This window comes from Pseudomonas sp. ANT_H12B (assembly GCF_008369325.1).
Classification (GTDB): Bacteria; Pseudomonadota; Gammaproteobacteria; order Pseudomonadales; family Pseudomonadaceae; genus Aquipseudomonas.
The window spans coordinates 85,023-101,592 of record NZ_VOBI01000013.1 but is presented as its reverse complement, the minus strand read 5'-3'; the positions used below and the strand labels follow the sequence as shown (position 1 = coordinate 101,592).

10 protein-coding genes are annotated in these 16,570 nt (G+C 55.5%); 5 read left to right on the top strand and 5 right to left on the bottom strand.

What is annotated here, in order from left to right; all coding sequences use genetic code 11:
- Window positions 1–262: 262 nt before the first annotated feature.
- From mnmE to rpmH, 5 genes are all read right to left on the bottom strand, one after another.
- Window positions 263–1,633, bottom strand: coding sequence for a tRNA uridine-5-carboxymethylaminomethyl(34) synthesis GTPase MnmE (mnmE, locus tag FQ185_RS20155; RefSeq protein WP_149418957.1), 1,371 nt, complete (start codon window positions 1,631–1,633; stop codon window positions 263–265).
- Between the two features lie 79 nt (window positions 1,634–1,712).
- The gene (yidC, locus tag FQ185_RS20150) at window positions 1,713–3,398 is read right to left on the bottom strand and encodes a membrane protein insertase YidC (RefSeq protein WP_149418956.1); all 1,686 of its coding nucleotides are present in this window, start codon (window positions 3,396–3,398) and stop codon (window positions 1,713–1,715) included.
- A gap of 2 nt (window positions 3,399–3,400) precedes the next feature.
- A complete protein-coding gene (gene yidD, locus FQ185_RS20145; protein WP_074872215.1) occupies window positions 3,401–3,646 on the bottom strand; it encodes a membrane protein insertion efficiency factor YidD in 246 nt (81 codons plus the stop codon).
- A complete protein-coding gene (gene rnpA / locus FQ185_RS20140; RefSeq protein WP_027926203.1) occupies window positions 3,639–4,040 on the bottom strand; it encodes a ribonuclease P protein component in 402 nt (133 codons plus the stop codon). Before rnpA ends, yidD begins: the two co-directional genes overlap by 8 nt.
- Window positions 4,041–4,056: 16 nt before the next feature.
- Entirely contained in the window at window positions 4,057–4,191 is a 135-nt protein-coding gene (gene rpmH / locus FQ185_RS20135) for a 50S ribosomal protein L34 (RefSeq protein ID WP_003213577.1), read from the bottom strand.
- Between the two features lie 567 nt (window positions 4,192–4,758).
- Here rpmH and dnaA point away from each other — a divergent pair.
- The 5 genes from dnaA (at window position 4,759) to FQ185_RS20110 (ending at window position 16,460) form a co-directional block, all read left to right on the top strand.
- The gene (dnaA, locus tag FQ185_RS20130) at window positions 4,759–6,279 is read left to right on the top strand and encodes a chromosomal replication initiator protein DnaA (RefSeq protein ID WP_149418955.1); all 1,521 of its coding nucleotides are present in this window, start codon (window positions 4,759–4,761) and stop codon (window positions 6,277–6,279) included.
- Window positions 6,280–6,318: 39 nt separating this feature from the next.
- Window positions 6,319–7,422 (top strand): DNA polymerase III subunit beta, encoded by a 1,104-nt coding sequence (gene dnaN, locus FQ185_RS20125; RefSeq protein WP_149418954.1) that lies wholly within the window; start codon window positions 6,319–6,321, stop codon window positions 7,420–7,422.
- A 20-nt stretch (window positions 7,423–7,442) separates the two neighbouring features.
- Window positions 7,443–8,546, top strand: coding sequence for a DNA replication/repair protein RecF (gene recF, locus FQ185_RS20120; protein ID WP_149418953.1), 1,104 nt, complete (start codon window positions 7,443–7,445; stop codon window positions 8,544–8,546).
- A gap of 5 nt (window positions 8,547–8,551) precedes the next feature.
- Window positions 8,552–10,969, top strand: coding sequence for a DNA topoisomerase (ATP-hydrolyzing) subunit B (gyrB, locus tag FQ185_RS20115; protein WP_149418952.1), 2,418 nt, complete (start codon window positions 8,552–8,554; stop codon window positions 10,967–10,969).
- Between the two features lie 586 nt (window positions 10,970–11,555).
- Window positions 11,556–16,460 carry a type ISP restriction/modification enzyme gene (locus FQ185_RS20110; RefSeq protein ID WP_149418951.1) on the top strand — a complete coding sequence of 1,635 codons (4,905 nt, stop codon included), beginning with the start codon at window positions 11,556–11,558 and terminating at the stop codon, window positions 16,458–16,460.
- The last annotated feature ends 110 nt before the right edge of the window (window positions 16,461–16,570 follow it).

Sequence of the window (16,570 nt, the reverse complement as noted above, 5' to 3'; positions counted from 1 at the left end):
CCTTGGATAACCGCTTTAAGCCTGTGGATGAAAGGGGTGGTTATCCACAGAGGCGGTTATCTTCAGTTTTGAGGCCCTGTTATCAACTGCCCTTAGTGGCAGTTATTCACAGGGCTTAATCCACAGAAAAATGCCGAATGAGCGAATCCCGGGTACGGGAAATCCGCCCAGGCAAAAAGAATCTGCTCGGCACTGAAAGGAAAATTTCAAAAAAGGAGGGAACAGACAGGCGCAAATGGCCTGTCTGTGAACAACGGAAAAACTATTTACCGATGCAGAAGCTGGAAAAGATCCGTCCCAACAAGTCATCGGAGCTGAAGGCACCGGTGATTTCACCTAAGGAGTGTTGAGCCTGACGCAAATCCTCGGCCAATAACTCACCGGCACCCGCCAGGGTCAATTGCGCACGGCCGTGCTCGAGGGATGCACTGGCATGCCGCAACGCCTCAAGATGACGTCTACGCGCGCTGAAGCTGCTTTCCGAGGTCTGTTCATAGCCCATGCAGGCCTTGAGGTGGTTGCGCAGCAATTCCAGTCCCTCGCCTGCAGACTTGGCACTGAGGCTAATAGTGACATGGCCATCCTCGCTGACTTCCAGCGCAATGGCTTCTCCGGTGAGGTCAGCCTTGTTACGGATCAACGTGACTTTCGCCGGATCGGGACGAATTTCCAGAAATTCAGGCCATAACGCGAACGGATCAAGCGCTTCGGGGGCCGTAGCATCGACCACTAACAGCACGCGATCAGCCTCGCCGATCGCTTTCAACGCCCGTTCAACACCGATTTTTTCTACCTGGTCGTCGGTATCCCTCAATCCTGCGGTGTCGACTACGTGCAGCGGCATACCGTCAATGTGGATATGTTCGCGAAGAATATCCCGAGTGGTGCCGGCAATCTCGGTCACGATGGCTGCCTCACGACCGGCCAGAGCATTCAGCAGACTGGATTTACCGGCATTCGGGCGACCAGCGATCACCACTGTCATGCCATCACGCAGCAATGCACCCTGCCCGGCTTCTCGCAGTACGGTGGATAACTCATCGCGCACTTTGTCGAGCATGCTCAGCACGTGGCCATCGGCGAGAAAGTCGATTTCCTCTTCCGGAAAGTCGATAGCCGCTTCGACATAGATGCGCAGGCCAATCAACTGTTCGGTGAGGTTATGCACACGTTCGGAGAATGCGCCTTGCAAGGAACGCAGTGCATTTCGCGCCGCCTGTGCAGAACTTGCCTCAATCAAGTCGGCAATTGCTTCGGCTTGGGCCAGGTCGAGTTTGTCGTTGAGGAAAGCGCGCTCGCTGAATTCACCCGGCCGAGCCAACCGACAACCCAGTTCCAGGCAACGCTTGAGCAGCATATCCAGAACGATCGGGCCGCCATGACCCTGGAGCTCCAGCACATCTTCACCGGTGAACGAGTTCGGTCCCGGAAAATACAACGCGATGCCTTGATCCAGCACCTCATCGTTTTCACTGAAGAACGGGCCGTAATGGGCAAATCGTGGCTTGAGCTCACGACCGCTGAAGGCCTTGGCCGCAACGCTGGCCAGAGGCCCGGAAATACGCACGATGCCCACGCCCCCGCGACCTTGAGCGGTGGCGACGGCTGCGATGGTTTCACGAGGAACGCTCATAAACCGGTATCCAGACAAAAGTGACAGATAGCAAAACGCCCCACTAGGGGGCGTTTTGAGTGGTTATCCACAGTGTAAGTCAGGCAGTCGCTTTAGCAGCCGCTTCGATCTTACGAGTGATGTACCACTGTTGGGCGATCGACAGGCAGTTGTTCACTACCCAGTACAGCACCAGACCAGCCGGGAACCACAGGAAGAAGAAGGTGAAGATGATTGGCATCATTTTCATGACCTTCGCCTGCATCGGATCCGGAGGAGTCGGGTTCAACTGCTGCTGGATGAACATGGTTACGCCCATGATGATCGGCAGAATGAAGAACGGATCCTTGATCGACAGGTCAGTAATCCACAGCATGAACGGCGCTTGGCGCATTTCAACGCTTTCCAGCAGAACCCAGTACAACGAAAGGAAAACCGGCATCTGCACGAGGATTGGCAAGCAACCACCCAGCGGATTGATCTTTTCTTTCTTGTACAGCTCCATCATGGATTGCGACATTTTCTGCCGGTCGTCGCCATGTTGCTCTTTCAGCGCGGCCAGTTTCGGTGCCACTGCACGCATGCGCGCCATGGATTTGTAGCTGGCAGCCGACAGCGGGAAGAAAATCCCTTTGATCAGCATGGTCAGGAAGATGATCGACCAGCCCCAGTTGCCGACGATTGCGTGGATGTGTCCCAGCAACCAGAAGATTGGTTGGGCGATGAACCAAAGAATGCCGTAATCGACGGTCAGTTCCAGGCCTGGGGACAATTCTTTCAGCACAGCCTGGCTTTTCGGACCCGCATACAGAACGGCACTGGTTTCGGCTTTTGCACCTGGCGCAACGCTCATTGCCGGGCCGGTATAACCGATGATGTAGTTGCCCTTGCTGTCTTTACGGGTCTGGACGATGTTGTTTTCGCCCTTGGCCGGAATCCATGCGGTCACGAAGTAGTGCTGCAACCAGGCAACCCAACCACCGGTGACGGTTTCCTTGAGCTGAGCCTTGTCCATGTCGCTCATCGACACTTTCTTGTACGGCTCGTTACTTGTCCACAGGGCAGCACCGAGGTAAGTCGCGGTACCGGTGGCGGTGGTCGAGGAAGGATCGCCGCTGGCGTCACGCTTCAGTTGCGCGAACATCGCACCAGACCAGGGCTGCGCGCTCTGGTTGTCGATCAGGTAGGAAACGGTTACGTCGTACAGGCCACGTTTCAGAGTGAAACGCTTGATGTAGTTGACGCCGTCCTTGCTGAACTTCAGGTCTGCGACCAATTGGTCCTGACCGTCAGCCAGTTGATAAATCTTCTTCTCCGAGGAGTAAACCGGGCGACCGGCAGGACTGGCGTCCGGACCGTTGGTACCGATCAAACCGCTTTGAGCCAGATAAGTCCGCTCGTTGCCGTTATCGAACAACTGGAATGGAATTTCCGGATGGTCCTGGCGACGTGGATACAGAGGCAGCGTCAACTGCGCAACATCACCACCTTGTGGATCGACTGCCAGGTTGAGCACATCCGTTTTGATCTGGATGAGGTCTTTGCTTGCAGCTACTGGTGTTTCAGCAGGTGCAGTTGCACTGGTATCGCTTGCGGCGCGTGGAATGTCGTCACTGACAGAAGCATTATTGCCAGTCGCCGTATCCGGTAGGCCCGGTGCGGTAGTACTGGAAGCAACATTCTGAGTCGGCAAGGCAGTCTGGCCATAGTCCTGGTTCCATTTAAGAACCATAACGTAGGACACGATTGCCAGGGCGACGATCAGGATCGTGCGTTTGATATCCATGATTACTCGGCCATCGAAGAAGAACGGGAGGTAGGGATAGATGGAACCGGGTCATAACCACCGGGATTCCACGGATGACAGCGACCTAAACGACGAAAGGCCAGCCAGCCACCGCGCAGAAGGCCATGATTTTCTATGGCTTCATACGCGTAGCAGGAACAACTGGGGTAGAAACGACAGTGACTGGCCATCAGGGGACTAATGGCATAGCGATAAAACTGGATCGGAACGAGTGCCAGTTTACGCATCTGGACTGTCTACCCCTACAGTTTCGGTTTTGACTGCTGGTACCGGCGTGCTGCGTGCCAGACGCTTCCAGAGTTTGCCGAAATGCTGAATCAATTCGGGGTTTTCTACGTCACCCAAACCTTTGCGCGCGACGATAACGATGTCCCAACCGACCAGTGAATCCTGGTGCAGACGGAACGATTCGCGCATCAGACGTTTGAGGCGATTGCGCTCGACGGAGAGCTTTACGCTCTTTTTCCCGATAACCAACCCGAGACGGGGGTGATCGAGATCGTTATTGCGCGCAAGGAGCAGGAGATTTTTCCCCGGAACCTTGCCGGTAGGGGAGTCAAAGACTGCCTTGAAATGCCGGGGGGTAAGCAAACGCTTCTCCCGACTGAAGTCCTGACTCACCTCCAGTGCCGGATTATCAAACTGCCAGACGCGCACGACCTTTGGCGCGACGACGCGACAGGACGGCACGACCGTTTTTGGTAGCCATGCGAGCACGGAAACCGTGGGTACGAGCGCGTTTGATAGTGCTTGGTTGGAAAGTACGTTTCATTGTCGTGTTACCTGGTTCGTCCACAACGGGCCGGAATGGCCCCCGTTTTAAGAGACCGGGGATTCTAGAGAAAGCAAGCCTCTAGGTCAATTTCCAACCAGCGTTTCCTCATAAATAGATCTCCAGCCGTTTTGCTCGTACGCAGGTCTTCGCTAGATATAGATATAAAGAAGGGAATTATTTAAAGCTTTTCTGTAAAGCTTATAAAAGCTAGGGGCACGATCATCTGTGGATAACTACCTTTAGCCCTTTAAACCCGTGCTGTACAGAGAATGACAACTACCGTGGAAAACGGGGGGCAGCCTGTGCTGCACTGTCGGATAAGCTGTGTGTGAAAGGGCTACTTATCCACAGGTCAGTTATCCACTGGGTTTCTCCCCCACTTGTGCAACGACCTTAGACCCGGTTATCCACAGAGCTTATGCACAGACCATTGGTCGTCTTTTTTTCGTATAACGCTTTGATTCTTCTTGAGAGGTGAACAACCTTCGTGTGGATAAGTCGGCGTCTGGTCGCTACAATGGCCGCTTGTTTTTGCCTCACCGGCTTTCAACTTAGGGGATATCCGTGTCAGTGGAACTTTGGCAGCAGTGCGTGGAGCTTTTGCGCGATGAGCTGCCTGCCCAACAATTCAACACTTGGATCCGTCCACTACAGGTCGAAGCCGAAGGCGACGAGTTGCGTGTTTACGCACCGAATCGTTTTGTTCTCGACTGGGTCAACGAAAAGTATCTGGGCCGCGTCCTTGAACTGCTGGATGAGCATGGCAATGGCATGGCGCCGGCGCTTTCCTTATTAATAGGCAGCAAACGCAGTTCGGCACCGCGTGCCGCCCCGAATGCTCCGTTGGCCGCCGCTGCCTCCCAGGCTCAGGCCGCTCAAGCACCTGTCAGTGCGCCAGCGCCAACTCAGGCAGCCGCGCCGACCAAGCGTGCGACGCATAAAGTCGCCGAGGTCAGCGAAGAGCCATCGCGCGACAGTTTCGACCCGATGGCCGGCGCCAGTTCGCAACAGGCCCCGATTCGTGCCGAGCAGCGCACGGTGCAGGTGGAAGGTGCCCTCAAGCACACCAGCTACCTGAACCGCACCTTTACCTTCGAAAATTTCGTCGAGGGCAAGTCCAACCAACTGGCCCGGGCTGCGGCCTGGCAAGTGGCGGACAATCCCAAGCACGGTTACAACCCGCTCTTCCTTTATGGTGGTGTCGGCTTGGGTAAAACCCACTTGATGCACGCTGTGGGTAACCACCTATTAAAGAAGAATCCGAATGCCAAGGTTGTGTACCTGCATTCCGAGCGTTTCGTGGCCGACATGGTCAAGGCACTGCAACTCAACGCAATCAACGAATTCAAGCGCTTCTACCGTTCGGTGGATGCGTTGTTGATCGATGACATTCAGTTCTTCGCCCGCAAAGAGCGTTCACAGGAAGAGTTTTTCCACACCTTCAACGCCCTGCTCGAAGGTGGCCAGCAGGTCATTCTCACCAGTGACCGCTACCCGAAAGAAATCGAAGGCCTTGAAGAGCGCCTCAAATCCCGCTTTGGCTGGGGACTGACGGTTGCCGTCGAGCCGCCGGAGCTGGAAACCCGCGTAGCGATCCTGATGAAAAAGGCCGACCAGGCCAAAGTCGATCTGCCTCACGATGCGGCGTTCTTTATTGCCCAGCGTATTCGTTCCAACGTCCGTGAGCTGGAAGGTGCGCTCAAGCGCGTAATTGCCCACTCGCACTTCATGGGCCGCGACATCACCATCGAGTTGATTCGCGAATCCCTGAAAGACTTGTTGGCGCTGCAAGACAAACTGGTCTCTGTGGATAACATTCAGCGCACTGTCGCCGAGTACTACAAGATCAAAATTTCCGACTTGCTGTCCAAGCGTCGTTCACGCTCGGTCGCTCGTCCGCGGCAGGTTGCCATGGCGTTGTCCAAAGAGTTGACTAACCACAGCCTGCCGGAAATTGGCGATGTGTTTGGCGGCCGCGACCACACGACTGTTTTGCACGCCTGCCGCAAGATCAACGAACTTAAGGAATCCGACGCGGACATCCGCGAGGACTACAAGAACCTGCTGCGTACACTGACCACTTGATGAACTCCAGCGCAGCTTATTAAGGCAAGGGACTAGACCATGCATTTCACCATTCAACGCGAAGCCCTGTTGAAACCCCTGCAACTGGTCGCAGGCGTCGTCGAGCGCCGACAGACCTTGCCGGTGCTCTCCAACGTGCTGCTGGTTGTCGAAGGCCAGCAACTGTCGCTGACCGGTACCGACCTGGAAGTCGAGCTGGTCGGTCGTGTACAACTCGAAGAGCCTGCAGATCCAGGTTCCATCACCGTGCCTGCGCGCAAGCTGATGGACATCTGCAAGAGCTTGCCGAACGATGCGCTGATCGACATCAAGGTCGATGAGCAGAAGCTTGTGGTGAAGGCCGGCCGTAGCCGCTTCACCCTGTCGACCCTGCCGGCCAATGATTTCCCTACTGTGGAAGAAGGCCCTGGCTCACTGACTTGCAGCCTTGAGCAAAGCAAACTGCGTCGTCTGATCGAACGCACCAGCTTCGCCATGGCCCAGCAGGACGTGCGTTATTACCTCAACGGCATGCTGCTGGAAGTTTCTGAAGGCATCATCCGCGCCGTGGCCACCGACGGTCACCGTCTGGCCATGTGCTCGATGAAGGCCGATATCGGTCAGCCGGATCGCCACCAGGTCATCGTGCCGCGCAAGGGTATCCTTGAGCTGGCGCGCCTGCTGACCGAGCCAGACGGCCTCGTCAGTATCGTACTGGGTCAGCATCACATCCGTGCGACCACTGGCGAGTTCACCTTCACGTCAAAACTGGTCGATGGCAAATTCCCGGACTACGAGCGTGTTCTGCCTAAAGGTGGCGACAAACTGGTACTCGGCGACCGCCAGGCCCTGCGCGAAGCCTTCAGCCGTACCGCGATTCTGTCCAACGAGAAGTACCGCGGTATCCGTCTGCAACTGGCCAATGGTCAGCTGAAGATCCAGGCGAACAACCCGGAGCAGGAAGAAGCGGAAGAAGAAGTGGGCGTTGAGTACAACGGCGGCTCCCTGGAAATTGGCTTCAACGTGAGCTATCTGCTTGACGTGCTGGGCGTGATGACCACTGAGCAGGTTCGCTTGATCCTGTCCGACTCCAACAGCAGTGCGCTGGTGCAAGAGTCCGACAACGACGACTCGGCTTACGTTGTCATGCCGATGCGTCTGTAATCATGCTCAGCAGAAGCTAGATGTCTTTAAGTCGCGTCTCGGTCACCGCGGTGCGCAATCTGCACCCGGTGACCTTCTCCCCCTCCCCCCGAATCAACATTCTTTACGGCGCCAACGGCAGCGGCAAAACCAGTGTTCTGGAAGCCATTCATCTGCTGGGGCTTGCCCGTTCGTTTCGTAGCAGCCGTCTATTACCCGTCATTCAGTACGAGCAATTGGCTTGCACGGTGTTTGGGCAGGTTGAATTGGCCGAGGGTGGTCATAGCGCCTTGGGCATCTCCCGGGACCGTCAAGGGGAATTCCTGATCCGCATCGACGGGCAGAACGCCCGCAGCGCGGCGCAACTGGCGGAGATCCTGCCGCTTCAGCTGATCAACCCCGACAGCTTCCGCTTGCTGGAGGGCGCACCGAAGATTCGCCGCCAGTTTCTCGACTGGGGTGTGTTCCACGTGGAACCGCGATTCATGTCCACTTGGCAGCGCTTGCAGAAGGCCCTGCGCCAGAGAAACTCTTGGCTGCGGCATGGTACACTTGACGCCGTTTCGCAAGCGGTTTGGGACAGGGAACTGTGCCAAGCCAGCGCTGAAATTGATGAATACCGCCGCGCTTATATCAAAGCCTTGAAACCAGTCTTTGAACAGACCTTGAGCGAGCTGGTAAAGCTTGAGGGCTTAACGCTCAGCTATTACCGAGGTTGGGACAAGGATCGCGAACTGAGTGCAGTGCTCGCCGGGTCCCTTCAGCGGGATCAGCAAATGGGTCATACCCAGGCCGGACCACAACGTGCTGATTTGCGTCTTAGATTGGGCGCACATAACGCCGCGGACATCTTGTCTCGGGGTCAGCAGAAGTTAGTGGTCTGCGCATTGCGGATTGCCCAAGGGCACTTGGTCAGCCAGGCCCGACGCGGCCAGTGTATTTATCTGGTGGATGACCTGCCGTCCGAGTTGGACGAGCACCACCGTCGTGCGCTTTGCCGCTTGTTGGAAGACTTACGCTGCCAGGTGTTTATCACCTGTGTAGATCACGAATTATTGAGGGAAGGCTGGCAGACGGAAACGTCAGTCGCTCTGTTCCACGTGGAACAGGGCCGTATCACCCAGACCCACGACCATCGGGAGTGAAGGCATTGAGCGAAGAAAATACGTACGACTCAACGAGCATTAAAGTGCTTAAAGGCCTGGATGCCGTACGCAAACGTCCCGGTATGTACATTGGTGACACCGACGATGGCAGCGGTCTGCACCACATGGTCTTCGAGGTAGTCGACAACTCCATCGATGAAGCGCTCGCTGGCCACTGCGACGACATCAGCATCATCATCCACCCGGACGAATCCATCACCGTTCGCGACAACGGTCGTGGCATCCCGGTAGACGTGCACAAAGAAGAAGGCGTCTCGGCAGCCGAGGTCATCATGACCGTGCTGCACGCCGGCGGTAAGTTCGATGACAACTCCTATAAAGTATCCGGCGGTCTGCACGGTGTAGGTGTGTCGGTTGTGAACGCCCTGTCCGAAGAGTTGGTCCTGACCGTTCGCCGCAGCGGCAAGATCTGGGAACAGACTTACATCCACGGTGTTCCGAAAGAGCCGATGAAAATCGTTGGCGAGAGCGAAACCACCGGTACTCAGATTCATTTCAAGCCGTCTGACCTGACCTTCAAGAACATCCATTTCAGCTGGGACATCCTGGCCAAGCGGATTCGTGAACTGTCCTTCCTTAACTCCGGTGTCGGTATCGTCCTCAAGGATGAGCGCAGCGGCAAGGAAGAGCTGTTCAAGTACGAAGGCGGCCTGCGTGCGTTCGTTGAATACCTGAACACCAACAAGACTCCGGTCAACCAGGTGTTCCATTTCAACATCCAGCGTGAAGACGGCATCGGCGTGGAAATCGCCTTGCAGTGGAACGACAGCTTCAACGAGAACCTGTTGTGCTTCACCAACAACATTCCGCAGCGCGACGGCGGTACTCACCTGGTGGGTTTCCGTTCCGCGCTGACGCGTAACCTGAACACCTACATCGAAGCCGAAGGTCTGGCGAAGAAGCACAAAGTCGCGACCACCGGTGACGACGCCCGTGAAGGCCTGACCGCGATTATCTCGGTGAAAGTGCCGGATCCGAAGTTCAGCTCCCAGACCAAAGACAAGCTGGTTTCTTCCGAAGTGAAGACCGCGGTCGAACAGGAAATGGGCAAGTACTTCTCCGACTTCCTGCTGGAAAACCCGAACGAAGCCAAACTGGTCGTCGGCAAGATGATCGATGCGGCTCGCGCTCGTGAAGCGGCGCGTAAAGCCCGTGAGATGACCCGTCGTAAAGGTGCGCTGGACATCGCCGGCCTGCCGGGCAAACTGGCTGACTGCCAGGAAAAAGACCCTGCCCTCTCCGAACTGTACCTGGTGGAAGGTGACTCTGCTGGCGGCTCCGCCAAGCAGGGGCGCAACCGCCGGACCCAGGCCATCCTGCCGCTGAAAGGCAAGATCCTGAACGTCGAGAAAGCGCGCTTCGACAAGATGATCTCTTCGCAAGAAGTGGGCACGTTGATCACCGCACTGGGCTGTGGCATTGGCCGCGACGAGTACAACATCGCGAAGCTGCGTTACCACAACATCATCATCATGACCGATGCTGACGTCGACGGTTCGCACATCCGTACCCTGCTGCTGACCTTCTTCTTCCGTCAGTTGCCGGAGCTGATCGAACGCGGCTACATCTACATCGCTCAGCCACCGCTGTACAAGGTCAAGAAAGGCAAGCAAGAGCAATACATCAAAGACGACGACGCCATGGAAGAGTACATGACGCAATCGGCCCTGGAAGATGCGAGCCTGCACCTGAACGAGGAAGCACCGGGTATTTCCGGACCCGCCCTCGAGCGCTTGGTGAATGACTTCCGTCTGGTGATGAAGACCCTCAAGCGTTTGTCGCGCCTGTACCCACAGGAACTGACCGAGCACTTCATCTACCTGCCTGCGGTAAGTCTGGAGCAACTGTCCGATCACGCAGTCATGCAGGATTGGATGGCTCAGTATGAAGTTCGCCTGCGCACCGTCGAGAAGTCCGGCCTGGTCTACAAAGCCAGCCTGCGTGAAGACCGCGAACGTAACGTCTGGCTGCCAGAGGTCGAACTGATCTCCCACGGCCTGTCGAACTACGTCACGTTCAACCGCGACTTCTTCGGCAGCAACGATTACAAGACAGTTGTCTCTCTCGGCGCTCAACTGAGCACCTTGCTGGACGACGGCGCGTACATCCAGCGTGGCGAGCGCAAGAAGCCGGTTACCGAGTTCAAGGAAGCGCTTGAATGGCTCATGGCTGAAAGCACCAAGCGTCATACCATCCAGCGATACAAAGGTCTGGGTGAAATGAACCCGGATCAGCTGTGGGAAACCACCATGGACCCAAGCCAGCGCCGGATGCTCAAAGTGACCATCGAAGACGCCATTGGCGCAGACCAGATCTTCAACACCCTGATGGGTGATGCGGTCGAACCTCGCCGTGACTTCATCGAAAGCAACGCACTGGCGGTTTCCAACCTGGACTTCTGATCCAGCTGTCGACGGGCAAGTTAATTGTCATGTTCGTGCAGGTTATTGTCATGACAAAAAGCGTCACTACCCCGGCTTAGCGCCGGGGTTTTTCGTTTTGGCTGAGAGCTTTAGGGATGGCTGGGAGGTATCCGTGGAGTTCATTTTGTAGCGAAGCTACAAAGATTGTTCGGAAAATCTCGTATTGATAGAGGCAAAAAACCTGGGAGATTTAGAAGCATCTGATGCGAGGCAATTTATGGAAATCAAAACAGCATCGCCCATCAGACCCCTAAACCACCGCTGATGGGCGCCTATTGAGATACGCTTGCGGATTCATTAAAACAAACCGCATGCTGAGCCAGCCAGCCAGCCAGCCAGCCAGCCAGCCAGCCAGCCAGCCAGCTGTAGGTGGGTAAAGTTAATCGCCACGTCGGTCAAAATTAATCGATTTGGCCAAAGCTAATGGCCCACTGCCCTGCCAACAAACCCTGGTCGACCGAAAGGCCTACCGGGGTTTTCTTTTGGCTGTTCGTAGTTGCCCCAATTGATAGACTGCTGCGATTTGGTGCCCGTGATGCGCCAGTCGTATTCAAAAGGAATTCTTATGTCCGCTCTCACCGCCCTGCTTAACACCTATCGCACCGCCTCAGTAAGCGAGCGCGAGAAAGGCACCTACTTTGAAGAGCTGATTTGTACCTACCTGCGCAACGAGGCGACATATTGCGATCTGTATGCGCAAGTGTGGACATATTCCGACTGGTCAAAGGAGCAAGGACTAGACGGTCGCGACACCGGTATCGACCTCGTAGCCAAAACCCATGGCACGGGGGAGATCCACGCCATCCAGTGCAAATTCTTCGCAGACAACTACCGCATCCAAAAAAGCGACATCGACAGCTTCTTTACCGCTTCGGGCAAAAAGCCCTTCACCCATCGCGTTATCGTCACTACCACCAACAACTGGAACGAGCACGCCGCCGACGCCCTTCAAAACCAGCAGCCGCCAGTGAGCAAAATTGATCGTCAAGACCTGGAAAACAGTCAGATTGACTGGGCACGCTATCAGCCCAATCAAGCTGTAGTGCTCAAGGGTAAGAAGCAGCTGCGTGACCACCAGAAGCGCGCCCTGCTATCCGTTGCCAGCGGCCTGCAAACCGCTGACCGGGGCAAGCTGATCATGGCCTGTGGCACCGGCAAAACTTTCACCAGTTTGAAGATTGCCGAACAATTGGCCGGTGCGGGCAAGCGCGTGCTGTTTTTGGTGCCCAGTCTGTCGCTGCTGTCGCAAACACTCACCGAGTGGACGCAAGAGAGCGAAACCCCGTTGCATAGCTTTGCCGTGTGCTCTGACAGCGACGTGGGCAAGAAGCGCAAGAAAGACGATGACGCCGTACAAACCTTTGCCCACGAACTGCGCTACCCGGCCACCACCGCGCCACGCAAGTTAGCAGCAGAGATGCTCGCGCGCCACGATGACCAACACATGAGCGTGGTATTCAGCACCTACCACTCCATTGCTGTGATCAGCGATGCCCAAACCCAGCATGGCCTGGCTGACTTCGACCTGATCATCTGCGACGAAGCCCACCGCACCACCGGGGCGACCTTTGGCGACGATGACGAAAGCGCCTTCGTTAAAGTCCACATGGCCGACTACATCCGCAGCACCAAGCGCCTCTATATGACCGCCACTCCGCGCATCTATGGTGAATTGGCCAAGGCCAGTGCTGAAAAAGATGATGTTGCTCTGTGCTCCATGGATGACGGCAGCCTGTACGGTAAAGAGCTGTTCGTCATCACCTTCAGCGAAGCGGTAAAGGCCGAGCTGCTGGTCGATTACAAAGTGCTGGTGCTGGCCATGGATGAAAAGCACATCAGCAGCCGCCTGCAAAAGCTGCTGGCCGACGACGACAATCAAATCAAGCTGGAGGACGCTGCCAAAATCATCGGCTGCTGGAAGGCCCTGAGTAAACAAGACACCCGCGAAGACCTCGTAGACGATGGCGATCCCATGCGCCGCGCCGTGGCCTTTTGCCAGGTCATCGAGTACCAAAAGTTCGCCAAAACCCACAAGGTCAGCTCCAAAAACATCGCTAGCATGTTTGATCAGGTGGTCGAGTCTTACAAAGCCAGCAACCCGGAAAGCACCGACACTGCCGCCACGCTCATCTGCGAAGCTTCTCATGTTGACGGCGGCATGACTGCCAGCCAGAAAGAGGCCGAACTCGACTGGCTTAAGGCCGAGGTGCCCGACAACACTTGTCGCATCCTCAGCAACGTGCGCTGCCTGTCTGAAGGTGTGGACGTGCCCGCCTTGGACGCCGTGCTGTTCCTCACTCCGCGCAATTCACAGGTAGACGTGGTGCAATCGGTTGGTCGCGTCATGCGCAAGGCCGAAGGCAAGAAGCGTGGCTATGTGATTTTGCCGGTCGTCATCCCTTCCGGCATGGCACCCGATGAAGCGCTGAACGACAACAAAACCTACAAGGTCGTCTGGCAAGTGCTGCAGGCCTTGCGCTCACACGATGACCGCTTCGACGCTATGGTCAACAAACTCGATCTGATCGGCAGCGACCCGGCCAAGATGGAAATCATCGCCGTTACCGAGAAGCTCAACAAGAAAACCGACCGCAGCAACATCGGCAAAGACAATGGCAAGGACACTTATGGCATCGGCGAAAAGAGCGGTAAATATGATCACGGCCCTGCGCCTCAACAGTTCGGCCTAGAGTTTGAGATTGGTGAAATTGAGCGCGCTATCTATGCCAAGGTGGTGCAGAAGTGCGGTAACCGCAGCCACTGGGAAGATTGGGCCAAGGACATCGCTAAAATTGCCCGCACGCACATCACGCGCATCACCAGCATCATTGAGAATGAAGACAACACCCGTGAGCGCGAAGCCTTTTTTAGCTTTGCCGGCGAGCTGCGTGACGACTTGAACGACAGCATCAGCGACGGCGAAGTAATCGAGATGTTGGCCCAGCACCTAATTACCAAGCCAGTGTTTGACGCGCTGTTTGAGGGGTACAGCTTCGCCAGCAATAACCCCATGTCTTGCGCGATGCAAAACGTCCTGGACGTGCTTCAAGAGCACCACTTGGACAAAGAAGCCGACACCCTCCAACGCTTTTACGACAGCGTAAAAATGCGCGCCGACGGCATCGACAATGCCGAAGGCAAACAGAAAATCATTGTTGAGTTGTACGACAAGTTTTTCCGTAACGCCTTCCCGCGCATGACCGAGCGCCTAGGCATTGTCTACACCCCGGTGGAAGTGGTGGATTTCATCATTCACAGCGTCAACGACATCCTACAGAGCGAGTTCGGCCAAACTCTGGGCAGCGATGGCGTGCATATCATCGACCCCTTCACCGGCACCGGCACTTTCATCACCCGCCTGCTGCAAAGTGGACTGATTAGCAAAGAACAGCTACAGAGCAAATACCAAGGCCAAATCCATGCCAACGAAATCGTATTGCTGGCCTATTACATTGCCGCCATCAATATCGAAGCTGTCTACCACAGCATTGTAGGGGGCGGGTACCAGTCCTTCGAGGGCATCTGCTTAACCGACACCTTCCAGCTCTATGAAAAAGACGACCTAGTCAGTGAGCTGCTGATGGATAACAGCGCTCGCCGTACCCGCCAGAAGGCGCTGAATATTCGAGTGATCATTGGCAACCCGCCGTATTCAGTTGGGCAGGCCAGCGAGAACGACAACAATTCCAATGTCGCCTATCCGCTGCTCGACAGCCGTATTCGTGACACCTATGCAGCGCAGTCAAAAGCCACGCTCGCAAAGGGACTGTACGACAGCTATATCCGCGCTATCCGTTGGGCTTCTGATCGAATTGGCGACAGTGGCGTGATTGGGTTCGTCACCAATGCGGGTTTTTTGGAGGCTACCACCGCTGACGGTTTGCGTCAGTGCTTGGCCGAAGAGTTCTCCAGTATTTATGTATTCCATTTACGCGGTAATCAAAGGACATCTGGCGAGCTTTCCCGAAGAGAGGGAGGCAAGATATTCGGCAGCGGCAGCCGCGCCCCGATTGCCATTACGCTGCTGGTCAAGAACCCAGCCGCCCGGCAACACGGACAAATTTACTGGCACGATATTGGCGACTACCTAAGCCAAACCGAGAAACTAGAAAAGATTAGCGCTTTTGCCAGTATTGCCGGTATTACCGCAGCAAATGCTTGGCAGTCCGTGACCCCCGACGAGCATGGTGACTGGGTCAACCAGCGCGATAACAGTTTTGGTGAATTTATCGTGCTGGGCGATAAGAAAGGGGATGCAAAGAAGGTTTTTGAAAATTTCTCGCAAGGGGTGCTCACAGCACGGGACGCTTGGTGCTTTAACGCTAGCAAGTCTGGTGTAGCGTCCAACATGAGCGGGATGATTGAATTTTATAATGCAGAGGTAACGCGCTTTAACGCCGCCCATGTTGGGGCGGACAAGAAAGCCCGCGAATCTAAGTTGGAAGGTTTTATCAATACCGATCCAACACAAATCAGTTGGACTCGGGCGCTCAAACAAGAGCTTGCCAAAGATCGGTTCTTTACCTTTGAAGCGGACTGCCTTGCCCCAAGTCTCTACCGCCCTTTCACCAAGCAGTGGATTTACTTCAATCGTCGTTTCAACGAAATGGTCTACCAAATGCCGCGTATCTTCCCCGGAGATGGGGCGGATAATCGGATAATTATGGTTAAAGCAAGATGGTCAAATGGCCAGATTGCGCTCATTACTGATCGCGTTCCTGGGTTCACGCCTGATGGCGGAGAACAATGCTTCCCGCTTTACCTTTACGACAGTCCTGAAGATCAAGCCAGGGCCAGTAAGACGGTTCCGAGCCTGTTTGACACCCCGGCACAGCCAAGTGCCAGCCGCCGCGACGCTATCACCGAGGAAGGTCTGGCGCACTTTAGCGCCGCCTATCCAGGCGAGGTCATCAGCAAGGAAGACCTCTTCTATTACGTCTATGGCCTGCTGCATTCGTCGGAGTTCCGCGACAAGTACGCCGACAATCTCAGCAAAGAGTTGCCGCGCATACCAGCGGTAAAAGCCGCTGCTGACTTCTGGGCTTACTCCAAGGCAGGTCGCGCGCTGGCCGATTTACACCTGGGCTACGAAACCGTGGCAATGTACCCCGCTAACGTACAAAGCAGCGCCAGCATCGACAGTGACTACCGCGTAACCAAGATGAAGTATGGCAAAAAGGGCAAAGACAAAGACCTCAGCACTCTGCATTACAACGCCAAAATCACCATCACTGGCATCCCGCTGCAAGCCTACGAATACATCGTCAACGGCAAGCCCGCACTGGATTGGGTGGTCGAGCGCCAATCCGTCAGCACCCACAAAGACAGCGGCATCACCAACGACGCTAACGACTGGGCCATCGAAACCATGGACAACCCCCGCTACCCGCTGGAGCTATTCCTGCGCGTGGTCACGGTTAGTCTGGAAACCATGAAGATCATAGAGTCCCTCCCTCCTCTCGATATCTGATCGAGAGCTTGTCACCGGCTAGATGAAATGGCCGGTGACATTTTCCAGTTGAATCCCTCGTCTGAACTCAGGTACAACTATCAGTGCTGGGTGTTACCGCCCAGGTGCTC

Excerpts from the sequence above, each read along its gene's own strand:
- rpmH (WP_003213577.1), bottom strand. The coding sequence starts at position 4,191 with ATGAAACGTACTTTCCAACCAAGCACTATCAAACGCGCTCGTACCCAC.
- dnaN (WP_149418954.1), top strand. The coding sequence starts at position 6,319 with ATGCATTTCACCATTCAACGCGAAGCCCTGTTGAAACCCCTGCAACTG.
- yidD (WP_074872215.1), bottom strand. The coding sequence starts at position 3,646 with ATGCGTAAACTGGCACTCGTTCCGATCCAGTTTTATCGCTATGCCATT.
- recF (WP_149418953.1), top strand. The coding sequence starts at position 7,443 with ATGTCTTTAAGTCGCGTCTCGGTCACCGCGGTGCGCAATCTGCACCCG.
- mnmE (WP_149418957.1), bottom strand. The coding sequence starts at position 1,633 with ATGAGCGTTCCTCGTGAAACCATCGCAGCCGTCGCCACCGCTCAAGGT.
- FQ185_RS20110 (WP_149418951.1), top strand. The coding sequence starts at position 11,556 with ATGTCCGCTCTCACCGCCCTGCTTAACACCTATCGCACCGCCTCAGTA.
- yidC (WP_149418956.1), bottom strand. The coding sequence starts at position 3,398 with ATGGATATCAAACGCACGATCCTGATCGTCGCCCTGGCAATCGTGTCC.